We start from the raw sequence: 12,526 nt of genomic DNA on the forward strand, positions 1-12,526 counted from the left end.
CCGGCGGCGGGGCACGGGGCGAATCGGTTTCCCCGGTTTTATCGAATCACAGGGCCGAATCACAGGGGGGGCGAATTCCCCCCTTCGTCCCTGCGGCTATCAGTGTCGCTTCTTGCGCCAGACCTCACCATCGATCAGCGCCTGAAGCTGGGCGGACAGGGCGGCGCGATCCTCGCCCATGTCACTATTTTCATCCATCTGCGACCGTTCGGCCCGGTGGCGGGCCGTTGCCGCCTGGCTAAGCCGCCAGGTCACCCCCTCATCGGCCAGACCGGTCAGATCCTCCATCGCATCCTCGATCTCGGCCCGCACGGCCCGGTGGGCATCCAGCTTTGCCAGTTCCTCGGCCAGACACATCCGCGCCAGATCCGCATCCGCGCCCGGCTGCACCGGTGGGGCAATGCGCACATGGGGCAGGTTCATCAGCTTTTCAAGTTCCGCGCCCGCCCCGGCAAGGATCCGTTCACGGATCGTCGCGGCGTCTTCATGGGCATGCATCAGAATCAGATGGCGCAGCCGTTCATGCCCCGGGTCGGCCAGATGCACCGTTTCCAGCTGGCTTTCGAACTGCGCGATCAGCGCGGGCTGCGCGGCACAGATCGCCAGCACCATCGCCGCGCGCAGATAATCGGCCACCGCCTCATCCGGCGATGCGACAAGCAACGTCGAGCGGGTCGAGGCAAGCGGCGGCGCCGACACCGCGCCGCGCCGCCAGGGTGCGCCCGCGCCAGGCTTGCCCCCCGCCGCGCCCGTGCGCGGGTTGCGCGGCCGCGCGGCACCGAACAGGTCCCAGCGCAGGCGCTTGATCTCTTCGCCGTAATGCTCCTTGATCGAGGGGTCGGCAATGCGCCGGATCGCGGCGCGCAGACTTTTGTCCAACGCGGCCTTGCGCTCGGGGCTGTCGAAATTCTTGCCCTCGGTCTCGCGCTGCCACAGCAGGTCGACCATCGGCCGCGCGCCCTCGATCACCCGGGCCATCGCCTCGGGCCCCTGCGCCCGGATCAGATCATCCGGGTCTTGCCCGCCTGGCAGAACCGCAAAGCGCAGGCCCTTGCCCGCCTCCAGCAATGGCAAGGCCAGGTCGATCACCCGCAGCGCGGCGCGCACCCCCGCCGCATCCCCATCCAGCGCCACCACCGGTTCATCATGCATCCGCCACATCAGGCGCAACTGATCCTCGGTCACCGCCGTGCCCAGCGGCGCCACCGCCCCGCCAAAGCCCGCCTCGACCAGCGCGATCACATCCATATAGCCCTCGGCCACGATCAGCCGCGCGCCCTTGCCACAGGCTTCACGGGCGGGCCCATGGTTGTACAGGCTGCGACCCTTGTCGAACAGTTCGGTTTCCGGGGAATTCAGGTATTTCGCCGGATCGTTCGGGTCCATCGCCCGCCCGCCAAAGGCAATACATCGCCCGCGCGCATCGCGAATCGGAAACATGATCCGGTTACGGAAAATATCATAGGGCGCCTTGCCGGTGCTGCTGGGCCGCGCCAGCCCCGCGCCCAGGATCAGATCCTCGGCAATCCCCTTGGCGCGCAGATGATCCCACAGGCCCTGCCAACCAGGTGGCGCAAAGCCGATCTCAAACCGCGCCAAGGCCTCGGCCCCCAGCCTGCGCCGCGCCAGATAATCGCGCGCGCCCGCCCCCGCCCCGGTCGACAGCTGCAGGCGATAGTATTTCACCGCCTCTTCCATCACCTGCGCCAGTTCGCTGCGCCGATCGGCCTTTTCGGCCGCCTTCGGGTCACGCGCGGGCATCTGCATCCCGGCCTCGCGCGCCAGAATCTCGACCGCTTCCATGAAGCCGACATTCTCGGTCTCGCGCACGAAACTCAGCGCATCGCCTTTCGCATGACAGCCGAAGCAGTAGTAATAGCCCTTGCGATCATCGACATGAAACGATGCGGATTTCTCATGATGGAAGGGACAGGGCGCCCACATGTCGCCCTTGGCCTGGTTGGACTTGCGCATGTCCCATATGACCTTGCGCCCCACCACCTGCGAGATGGAGACGCGATTGCGCAATTCGTCAAGAAATCCGGGTGGCAGCGACATGCCCCCTATATTGGTCCGCCGCCCGCAAGAGTCGAGAGGCCAGCAGCCCCCAAGCCGCATTCCCCGTCGGCTTTGTCAAAATATCCTCGGGGGGTGAGGCGCGGCACGCGCCGAGGGGGGCAGACAGCCCCCTTCCCGCCATCCCTACAACCCCTTGGACTGATAGCTTTTCGCCACCCGGTCGATCGCCACGATGAAGGCCGCCATGCGCAGGTCGGACACGTCGGGGCGCGCGTGCCAGACCTCGCGCATCGATTGATAGGCAATCCGCATCGTATCATCGAGCCCCGATCGCACCAGCTCCAGCTCGCCCGCGCCGGTCAGGAAGCGGCGCTTGAAATCGGGCGACAGGGTCCAGCCCAGGCCCCTGTCCGCGCTCAGCCGTTCCAGTTCCTCGACCAGCAGGCGGTTGCGCGCCTCCTCGGCGCGGCGTTGCATCCGGCCGAACCGGATGTGCGACAGGTTCTTGACCCATTCGAAATAGGACACGGTAACCCCGCCGGCATTGGCATAAAGGTCGGGGATGATCACGATGCCCCTGCGGCGCAGGATCTCATCGGCGCCCGCCGTCACCGGGCCGTTCGCGGCCTCGATGATCAACGGCGCGCGAATGCGCGCGGCATTGTCCAGGTTGATCACCCCCTCCATCGCGGCCGGGATCAGGATGTCGCAATCGGCTTCCAGCAGTTCGGCGCCAACGGGCTCGAACCGGCCCACGGGGCAGTTGCGGACACCGCCGGTGGCGCGCAGATGCGCCAGAACCGCCTCGATATCCAGGCCCGCGTCGTCCCACAGCCCGCCATCGCGCTCGATCACGCCCACGATGCGCGCGCCATCTTCCTGCGCCAGGAACCGCGCGGCATGGCTGCCCACATTGCCCAGGCCCTGCACCACGATGCGTTTACCATCCAGATCGCCCGACAAGCCGGTCTTGGCCACATCCTCGGGGTGGCGAAAGAATTCGCGCAAGGCATATTGTACCCCCCGCCCCGTCGCTTCGACCCGGCCCTGAATCCCGCCCGCGTTCAGCGGCTTGCCGGTCACACAGGCGCGGGCGTTGATGTCCGTGGTGTTCATCCGGGCATATTGGTCCACGATCCAGGCCATTTCGCGCTCGCCCGTGCCCATGTCGGGGGCCGGCACGTTCTGCGCGGGATTGATCAGATCGCGCTTGATCAATTCATAGGCAAAGCGGCGCGTGATCTGTTCCAGCTCATGCGGCTCCCAGTCGCGGGGGTCGATGCACAGGCCCCCCTTCGATCCGCCAAAGGGGGTTTCCACCAGCGCGCATTTATAGGTCATCAGCGCGGCCAGCGCCTCAACCTCATCTTGATTGACGCCGGGGGCATAGCGGATGCCGCCCTTCACCGGCTCCATATGTTCCGAATGCACCGATCGATAGCCGGTGAAGGTGTGGATCTGCCCGCGCAGCCGCACCCCGAAGCGCACCGTGTAGGTCGAGTTGCAGACGCGGATCTTCTCGACCAGCCCCGGCGACAGGTCCATGACCGCGACGGCGCGGTTGAACATGATATCGACCGAATCCCGAAACCCCGGTTCCCGCAGTTGTGTCATTCTTGCCTCCCTCTGGCGGGTTCGGGCCCCAAACGCCCACCGCCCGATTAAAGGCTAGGCCGGGGTTCGGCCTGTGGCCACCGTCGAAACGGCGAATCAGGGCGCATCAGCGGCACAATTCGACGCGACAGGCCGACGCTTTGCCACAGCCCTGGATTGCATGGGGAAAAATGCCCGCGTTCCGATCACCGCCGATCTGGAAACAATCGCGGCAAAATGGGGCGAGGACACCCCGATTGCCAAACAGTTCCGCGAACTTCGCAACTCTGCCTCATTTTCGCCAGACATGCCGCGTGTTATGACAAATTGTGGCGAAATCTGCGGCCCCGTGGGCTTGGCGGCGCCGCAATCTGTAAAAGGTTCCAAGATGTCAAAGATCGCCCCGATGGCCCCTCGATCCCTTGCAAAATCATTGCGCGCCCGTCTGGCGCGCCTGCGTGATGACGAAGACGGCGCGATCCTGATCTTCAGCCTGCAGATCTTTCTGATCATGCTGATCACCACCGGCGTCGCGATCGACTTTGTCCGCCAGGAAGAACGCCGCGCCACGATTCAGGCCACGCTGGACCGTGCCGTTCTGGCGGCGGCCGACCTGAACCAGTCGCTCGACCCGACCGAGGTGGTACTGGACTATTTCGCAAAAAGCGGGCTGGGCCACATCAAGGTCACGCCGATCGTGAAAGAGGGCGCCTATAAGGAATGGCGCTCGGTCGAGGCGAAGGTCAGCGACACCATGCCCACCCTGTTCGGCCCGCTTGTGGGGATCACCGAACTGCAGGTTCCCGCCGCAAGCCGCGCTACCGAAAGCGTCGGCAATGTGGAAATCTCGCTTGTGGTCGACATCTCGGGCTCGATGAATGATGCCGTCAAAAAAGCAGACGGCAGCACCACGACCCGTATCGCGCTGCTGAAAGAAGCGGCGAAGGAATTCGTCGATACGATGTTCACCAGCGTGCAGCCCCCGGGCGCGGCGCCGGGAAAGCTCTCGATCTCGCTGGTGCCCTACAATCAGCAGGTCGTACTGGGCAGCCGTCTGGCCAGCCTTTACAACCTTGAGACCGACCATAGTAGCAACACCTGTGCCGACCTTCAGACGCTCAGCTTCGATGATCTTGCAATCTCGCCCGCGGCCGGATTGCAGCGCACGATGTATGGCGACAGCTTCGACTACAAAGGCAACAGCTGGGCTCTGCCCCAACTGGTGAACGTCAACAATTGTCAGGAAGCCGGCTTCGCCGAGGTCATGGCCTTTGGCAATGTTCAGAAAGACCTGAAGGACAAGATCGATGCGCTGGTCGCAGGCGGCGACACGGCCATCGATTTCGGTGCGAAATGGGGCCTGGCGTTACTGGACCCGTCCGCACGCCCGGCGCTGGACAAGATGATTGAAAAGGGCTGGGCCAGCGCCGACCTGTCCGGGCGCCCGTTCGACTATCAGAAGGCCAATCCCCTGCCCGAAGATGTGGATGTGATGAAGGTGCTGGTGCTGATGACCGACGGTCAGAACACCCGGTCCTATTCCACCAAGCCGGAATACCGGTCCGGCCCGTCCGGCCTTGTGTCCACCAGAAACGCCACGGACATCGGCCCCGGCATCAGCAAGCAATATCTTTACTACCACGATCCGTCGCGCGCGCGTCCCTACTACAGCTTTTACGACAACAGCTGGAAATATGCCTATCAGGTCAGCGGCACGAAATACCCGATCACCTATGAAACGCTTTGGACAAAGCGCCACCCGATCTACGATCGCTATGGCCGCAAGATCGGCGAGGCGCCGATGACCATGCAGCATGTCGTCTGGGAATATCTTGGCGTTCCGAACAACAACCGCAGCGCTTTGTACGACAAGATGGCGCATCAGTCGGAATTTGGCGACAAGGACACCGATTTGCGCGCGCTCTGCGCCAAGGCAAACGCGAACACGCACAAGATCAAGGTTTTCACCATCGCCGTGGACGCACCTGATGAGGGCAAGGCGGTTCTGTCCGATTGCGCCACCAATGAGTCCTATTATTACCCGGTCAACTCTGCCGATCTGTCGACCGCCTTCGCCTCGATCGCCTCGGCGATCAACGCGCTACGGCTGACGAACTGACGCCATGCCAACGCCTTTGACCCAGCTCCTGCGCCGCGCCCGGTCCGAAACGGGCGCCGCCACCATCCCGGCGGTGCTGATGCTGCCGATCTTCCTGATCATCATGTTCAGCGGGGTCGAATTCGGCATGCTTGTGCTGCGCAAGACAATGTTCGAACGCGGCGTGGACATGGCCTCGCGCGATCTGCGGCTGGGGATCAAGCCGATGCCCGACCATGAGGCCGTCAAACGGTCGATCTGCGACAAGACCATCCTGTTTTCCGAATGCATGCGCGACCTTGCCGTCGAGGTGTTCGAGGTCGACCGGACCACCTGGTCCTCGGCCGGTTTCGACAAGGCGCCGACCTGCACCGACCGCAGCGACGCCGACCCCCTGGAGGTCGTGATTCAGCGCGGCCAAAGTAACCAGCTGATGCTGATGCGCGCCTGCATCAAGGCGCGCCCCCTGCTGCCCGGAATGGGTATCGGGGCGGCGCTGCTGACCGACAGTTCCGGCCAGTTTCCAATGGTGGCGACCACCGCCTTCGTGAACGAACCGCGCCTGGGCAGCAACTGAGGGTGCCATGAAAATCCTGAAAACCCTTGGCCCACGTCTTCGCCGGATCGGCCGGGACACCGCCGGCTCCATGCCGATCGAGGCGGTGATGGGTGCCGTTCTTCTGCTGGGCTGGCTGGGCGTGTCCTTTCAATTCTACGATGCCTTCCGCATCAAGGGCATCAACACCAAGGCCGCCTACACCATCGCCGATCTGATCTCGCGCGAGGATATGCCCGTCGGGCCCGCCTATATCGAGGGCCTCGAAGAGGTCTTTGAATTCCTGACCGTGCCACGCGGGGACACCTGGATCCGCGTCTCGTCGGTCCACTGGGATGGGGATGCCAAGGAATACCGCGTGACCTGGTCGCATGCCACCGACGGCCAGCCCGCACAGACCGATGAGACGATCAACCTGGCGGCCCATCGCATCCCCAAGATGCCGGTTGGCGATTCCGCCCTGGTGGTCGAAACCCGGTTCAACTACTCGCCCCTGGTGCAGATCGGGTCCGAGACTGCGAAAGAGGGATCGATCTTTTCGCGGATCGGCTTGCCCACGACCATCCCGATCTCGAATTTCGTGGTCACGCGCCCCCGCGGCCCGCGGATCATCTGGGATGACGCGAACTGATCCCCGCGCCCGCCCGCGTGGGTCAGGCCCCGACCGCCTTGCGCACCATGTCCCAGTAAATCTCCTCGACACGCTCGCGGCTTAGCCGGCCGCCGGCGCGGAACCAGGTATTCACGCCCGTCAGCATGGCGATGATCGCCAGCGTCGCCAGTTTTGTATCGGGCACTGACAGGCTGCCATCCGCCTGCCCCGCCTTCAGGATCGCCTCCAGCTCATTTTCATAGCTGCGACGCAACGCCTCGATCCGGGTGAAATTCTCAGGCCCAAGGTTGCGTAGTTCCATGTAGGACAGAAAGACCGCCTCGGCGCGGTCAAGGTTGAAGCGGATGTGAAAGCGCACGAAGCGTTCCAGCGCGTCCAGCGCATCGCCACAGCGCGGCACCGCCGCCCAGGCCGCCAGCAGATCCTTCATATGCGTTTCCAGCAGGTCGAACAGCAACGCTTCCTTGTCGGGGGTGTACAGATACAGCGCCCCCGCCTGCACCCCCACCGCCGCCGCGATCTGGCGCATCGACACGGCCGCAAAGCCATGCCGCGCAAACAGGCGCTGCGCCTCGGCGCGAATGCGCGGCCCAGTGATTTCGGAATGCGATCCTGCCTTGCGTGCCATGGCGGGACCGTAACTGAACGAATGTTCAATATCAAACCCCTATGGCCACCGCCCCGCCCCCGGCCTATTGTGGCGTGACTGTCCCAGCCCGAGTCCGCGATGCGCCGCCTGCCCGTCCTTCTGATCCCGATGCTGCTCATGTCCTGCGCCAGCGGCGGGACACCGCCAGACGCACAGACGCCCTACCCGGTGCTTTTGCCGATCGATCAGATCCTGGTTGATGCGACACCCGCCCCCGACCCCACCGCAGACCTGGCCAGCCGCGCCAGCGCGCTGCGCGCCCGCGCCGCAGTCCTGCGACAGCCGCTTCCCGAAGGCTAGGCCCCGTCCCGCGTTGCAAGCGCCCCGCCGACGCGCTAACAGATCGGGGCAATTGTTCATCTTCAGGAGTTTCCCATGCCCAGCCCGTCCGGCCCCGCCCTTCGTCTTGGCATCGCGGGCCTTGGCACCGTGGGCATCGGCGTGGTCAAGATCGTCCAGCGCCATGCCGAGCTTTTGCAGGCGCGCTGCGGCCGCCCCATCGTGATCACCGCCGTTTCCGCGCGTGATCGCCAGAAGGCCCGTGATGCCGATCTGTCCGCCTATGCCTGGGAAACCGACCCCGTTGCGCTGGCCCGGCGTGAAGATGTCGATCTGTTCATCGAACTGATGGGCGGCCATGAAGGCCCCGCCAAGGCCGCGACCGAGGCCGCGCTGGCCGCGGGCAAGGACGTCGTCACCGCCAACAAGGCGCTTTTGGCCCATCACGGCCAGACCCTGGCCGAAACCGCCGAGGCCGCCGGCCGCGTGATCCGCTTCGAAGCCGCCGTCGCCGGTGGCATCCCCGTGATCAAGGCGCTGACCGAAGGACTGGCGGGCAATGCGATGCGCCGCGTGATGGGCGTGATGAACGGCACCTGCAACTACATCCTGACCCGGATGGAAACCGCCGGCCTGCCCTATGACACCGTCTTCGAAGAAGCCCGCCAGCTGGGCTATCTTGAAGCCGACCCCAACCTGGATGTCGGCGGCATCGACGCGGGCCACAAGCTCAGCCTGCTGGCCGCTATCGCCTTTGGCACCCGTGTCAGCTTCGACGATGTCGAACTGGAAGGAATCGGCCGGATCTCGATCGACGACATCCGCCGCGCGGGCGACATGGGCTACAAGATCAAGCTGCTGGGCGTCGCCCAGATGACCGGCCGCGGGCTGGAACAGCGCATGACCCCCTGCCTCGTGCCGGCCACCTCGCCCCTGGGGCAATTGCAGGGCGGCACGAATATGGTGGTCCTGGAGGGCGACAGCGTTGGCCAGATCGTCCTGCGCGGGCCCGGCGCGGGCGAAGGCCCCACCGCCAGCGCGGTGATGGGTGATGTGCTTGATATCGCGCGCGGCCTGCGCCTGCCCACCTTCGGCCAACCCGCGCAAACGCTGGCCGCCCCGGTCGCGGCAAAGGCGAACTCGCCCGCCTCTTACTATCTGCGGATGGAATTGATGGACAAACCCGGCGCGCTGGCAAAGGTCGCCACCGTTCTGGGCGAGTCGGGCGTATCGATCTCGCGCATGCGCCAGTATGGGCATGAAAGCGCCTCGGCCCCGGTGCTGATCGTCACGCACAAAACCACGCGCGATGCGATCGATCACGCCATCGGCCAGATGGGATCGACGGGCGTCGTCCTGGGCGACCCCGTGGCGATCCGGATCGAGGAAGTCTGACCGCGCCCCTTCGGCTTTGTCAAAATATCCCGGGGGGACGGCGGGCCGCCCCTGGGGCGGCCCGCCGCGGGGGGCAGCGCCCCCCCGGCCCGGCGCCGTTAGCGCGACCGCCCTTGTGATCGCCCCCCCATCGCGGCTAGATGGCACCGGCCCCCGCGGAACCGGGCATCTTGCCCTTGCTGACAGGAACAGACATGACTTCTCCGACCGATTTCAACGACCGTATGCTTTCTCTGGGGCTCGCCCGCGTGTCCGAAGCCGCCGCCCATGCCTCGGCCCGGCTGATCGGCCGGGGTGACGAAAAGGCCGCCGACCAGGCCGCGGTCAACGCGATGCGCGATCAGCTGAACAAGCTCGACATCAAGGGCGTCGTGGTCATCGGTGAGGGTGAGCGCGACGAAGCCCCGATGCTCTATATCGGCGAAGAAGTCGGCTCGGGCGATGGACCCGAGGTCGATATCGCGCTTGACCCGCTGGAAGGCACCACCCTGACCGCCAAGGACATGCCCAACGCACTGACCGTGATCGCGATGGCCCCGCGCGGCACGCTTCTGCATGCGCCCGATGTCTACATGGAAAAGCTGGCCATCGGCCCGGGCTACCCCAAGGATGTCGTCAGCCTGGACATGGGCCCTGCCGAACGCGTGCATGCGCTGGCCAAAGCCGGCGGCGTCAAGCCCGAGGACATCACCGTCTGCATCCTGGAACGCCCCCGCCATGAGGCGATGATCGCCGAGGTCCGTTCGACCGGCGCCGCGATCCGGCTGATCACCGATGGTGACGTGGCCGGCGTGATCCATTGCGCCGAAGCCGAGATCACCGGCATCGACATGTATATGGGGTCGGGCGGCGCGCCCGAGGGCGTTCTGGCCGCCTCGGCGCTGAAATGCATGGGCGGGCAGATGTGGGGCCGGCTGCTGTTCCGCAACGATGACGAACGCGGCCGCGCCGCAAAGGCCGGGATCACCGACCTGAACCGCATCTATTCGCGCGACGAGATGGTGACCGCCGATGTGATCTTTGCCGCCACCGGCGTGACCAACGGTTCGATCCTGCGCGGGGTGAAGCGCGAGCCGAACTTCATCGAGACCGAAACCATCCTGATGCGGTCGAAAACCGGCTCGGTGCGCCGCATGATCTATCGCAACCCGATCCGCTAAGCTTGCAAGGGGGGCTGTCTGCCCCCCAGCCTTCGCCACCCCGCCGGGGTGGCGAAGCCCCCCCCGAGAGTATTTAGCCAAGAAGAAGGCCGCCGATCCGGTCCTTGTGATCTGCCACTGGCGGAAGCCTTCGTTTTTTGGCACCAAGGGCCGCATGAACACAGCCTTTCTGAATGTCGAAAGCTCGGCCACCGGCCGGCGCTGGGTTGGCCCTTCGGTCGACGCCGACCGCCTGGCAGAGGCCATGGCGCAGGCCACGCGCCTGCCGCTGCCGCTGGCCCGCGTGCTGGTCGCCCGCGGCGTGACCCCCGACGAGGCCGGCGGTTTCCTGGAACCCACCCTGCGCGACCTGCTGCCCGATCCGCGCCGGCTGAAGGATATGGAGGCCGCCGCCGCCCGCTTTCTGGCGGCCGTGAAACGGGGCGAACCGATTGCGGTTTTCGCCGATTATGACGTGGATGGCGGTGCCTCGGCGGCGCTTCTGCTGACCTGGCTGCGCACGATGGGGCGGCAAGCGACCCTGTATATCCCCGACCGAATCGATGAGGGCTATGGCCCGAATGTCCCGGCCATGGCGGCACTGGCCCGCGATCATCGGCTGATCCTCTGCGTCGACTGCGGCACCTTGAGCCATGAGCCGATCGCCGCAGCCAAGGGGGCGGATGTGGTGGTGCTGGACCATCACCTGGGGGCCGAGACCCTGCCCCCCGCCGTTGCCGTCGTGAACCCGAACCGCCAGGATGAAGAGGGCGATCTGGGCCATCTGTGCGCGGCTTCGGTAGTTTTCCTGATGCTGGTCGAGGCGAACCGCCAGCTGCGCGCAGAGGGTGCGCAGGGGCCCGACCTGATGGCGATGCTGGATCTGGTCGCGCTGGCGACTGTTGCCGATGTCGCGCCGCTGGTCGGCGTCAACCGCGCGCTGGTGCGTCAGGGGCTAAAGGTAATGGCGCGGCGCGGTCGCCCTGGCCTTGTGGCGCTGGCCGATGTGGCACGGATGGACCAGATGCCCAACACCTACCATCTGGGCTTTCTGCTGGGGCCGCGGGTGAATGCCGGGGGCCGCATCGGCGCGGCCGATCTGGGCGCGCGGCTTCTGGCCACCGACGACCCGCATGAGGCGCAGGCGCTGGCGGCGCGGCTGGATGCGCTGAACACCGAGCGCCGTGAAATCGAGAATCGCGTCCGCGAAGAGGCCTTGGCCCAGGCCGAGGCGCGCGGGCTGGAGGCGCCGCTGGTCTGGGCGGCGGGTGAAGGCTGGCATCCCGGCGTCGTGGGGATCGTCGCGGCGCGGCTGAAAGAGGCGACGAACCGCCCCGCAGTGGTGATCGGTCTGGACGGGGCCGAAGGCAAGGGGTCGGCTAGGTCGGTTGCGGGCGTCGATCTGGGCGCCGCCGTGCAGCGCGTCGCCGCCGAGGGGCTGCTGATCAAAGGGGGCGGGCACCGGATGGCCGCAGGGCTGACGGTTGCGCGCGACCAGCTGGAACCCGCGATGGAACGGCTTGCGGCGCTTTTGGCCAAACAGGGCGCGGGCGCGCAGGGGCCGCGCGACCTGCGGCTGGACGGGCTTTTGATGCCCGCCGCCGCAACCCCGCACCTGATCGAGGAAATCGAAAAGGCAGGCCCCTTCGGGCAGGGGGCCCCCGCCCCGCGATTCGCCTTTGCCGGGATGCAGATCCTAGGCCCGCGCCGGATCGGCGAATCGCATCTGCGGTTCAGTTTCGGCGACGGCATGGGCCCCCGGATCGACGCAATCGCCTTCGGCGCCTTCGATGGCCCCCTGGGTCCGATGCTGGCCGATCCAGGCGTCGCACGGTTCCATCTGGCAGGCCGGCTGGAGATCAACAGCTGGGGCGGGCGCAGCAAGGTGCAGCTGCGCCTTGAGGATGCCGCAAGAGCCTGAAACCCCATCCTTTTCGGGCCGTTTTCGGACTTGCGCGCCGATGCGAAGAAAGTTTTGGAAAATCGCAAAAAGCCCCTTGCGCGTCGCGCGCAGCTGGCCTAAACACCGCCCCACACCGCAGGTGATGATCGCCGATCAAAGGCGAAAGTCACGAAAAGCGGTCTCGGTGGCCCGTTCGTCTATCGGTTAGGACGTCAGGTTTTCAACCTGAAAAGAGGGGTTCGACTCCCCTACGGGCTGCCACTTCTTCCTGTAAGAAATTGA

At 65.6% G+C, this 12,526-nt stretch carries 10 protein-coding genes and 1 tRNA gene; 8 read left to right on the plus strand and 3 right to left on the minus strand.

Going from position 1 to position 12,526, the window contains the following annotated elements:
• Positions 1-99: 99 nt before the first annotated feature.
• Both dnaG and MXB90_RS14295 read right to left on the minus strand, forming a co-directional pair.
• Positions 100-2,058, minus strand: coding sequence for a DNA primase (dnaG, locus tag MXB90_RS14290; protein ID WP_250046029.1), 1,959 nt, complete (start codon positions 2,056-2,058; stop codon positions 100-102).
• A 144-nt stretch (positions 2,059-2,202) separates the two neighbouring features.
• Complete coding sequence (locus MXB90_RS14295; protein ID WP_250046031.1) at positions 2,203-3,633, minus strand: Glu/Leu/Phe/Val family dehydrogenase; 1,431 nt, start codon at positions 3,631-3,633, stop codon at positions 2,203-2,205.
• Positions 3,634-4,045: 412 nt separating this feature from the next.
• On the opposite strand from MXB90_RS14295, the gene MXB90_RS14300 reads away from it, so the two are divergent.
• The 3 genes from MXB90_RS14300 to MXB90_RS14310 are packed head-to-tail and all read left to right on the plus strand — an operon-like array spanning position 4,046 to position 6,897.
• Complete coding sequence (locus MXB90_RS14300; RefSeq protein ID WP_250046035.1) at positions 4,046-5,731, plus strand: TadE/TadG family type IV pilus assembly protein; 1,686 nt, start codon at positions 4,046-4,048, stop codon at positions 5,729-5,731.
• Positions 5,732-5,735: 4 nt separating this feature from the next.
• A complete protein-coding gene (locus tag MXB90_RS14305) occupies positions 5,736-6,287 on the plus strand; it encodes a TadE/TadG family type IV pilus assembly protein (RefSeq protein ID WP_250046037.1) in 552 nt (183 codons plus the stop codon).
• Positions 6,288-6,294: 7 nt separating this feature from the next.
• Positions 6,295-6,897, plus strand: coding sequence for a TadE/TadG family type IV pilus assembly protein (locus MXB90_RS14310; protein ID WP_250046039.1), 603 nt, complete (start codon positions 6,295-6,297; stop codon positions 6,895-6,897).
• 22 nt (positions 6,898-6,919) lie between these two features.
• Here MXB90_RS14310 and MXB90_RS14315 read toward each other — a convergent pair whose 3' ends face one another.
• A complete protein-coding gene (locus MXB90_RS14315; protein ID WP_250046040.1) occupies positions 6,920-7,507 on the minus strand; it encodes a TetR family transcriptional regulator in 588 nt (195 codons plus the stop codon).
• A gap of 99 nt (positions 7,508-7,606) precedes the next feature.
• Here MXB90_RS14315 and MXB90_RS14320 point away from each other — a divergent pair, with 99 nt between their 5' ends.
• The 5 genes from MXB90_RS14320 to MXB90_RS14340 all read left to right on the plus strand — a co-directional run bounded on the left by MXB90_RS14320 (position 7,607) and on the right by MXB90_RS14340 (position 12,505).
• Positions 7,607-7,828 (plus strand): hypothetical protein, encoded by a 222-nt coding sequence (locus MXB90_RS14320; RefSeq protein WP_250046042.1) that lies wholly within the window; start codon positions 7,607-7,609, stop codon positions 7,826-7,828.
• Positions 7,829-7,903: 75 nt separating this feature from the next.
• Positions 7,904-9,202, plus strand: coding sequence for a homoserine dehydrogenase (locus MXB90_RS14325; protein WP_250046043.1), 1,299 nt, complete (start codon positions 7,904-7,906; stop codon positions 9,200-9,202).
• Between the two features lie 194 nt (positions 9,203-9,396).
• Positions 9,397-10,362, plus strand: a complete 966-nt coding sequence (gene glpX, locus MXB90_RS14330; RefSeq protein ID WP_250046045.1) for a class II fructose-bisphosphatase — start codon at positions 9,397-9,399, stop codon at positions 10,360-10,362.
• Positions 10,363-10,516: 154 nt separating this feature from the next.
• A complete protein-coding gene (gene recJ / locus MXB90_RS14335; RefSeq protein WP_250046046.1) occupies positions 10,517-12,262 on the plus strand; it encodes a single-stranded-DNA-specific exonuclease RecJ in 1,746 nt (581 codons plus the stop codon).
• 168 nt (positions 12,263-12,430) lie between these two features.
• A tRNA-Glu gene (locus MXB90_RS14340) sits at positions 12,431-12,505 on the plus strand.
• The last annotated feature ends 21 nt before the right edge of the window (positions 12,506-12,526 follow it).

The organism is Phaeovulum molybdatiresistens (assembly GCF_023544865.1).
GTDB lineage: Bacteria > Pseudomonadota > Alphaproteobacteria > Rhodobacterales > Rhodobacteraceae > Pontitalea.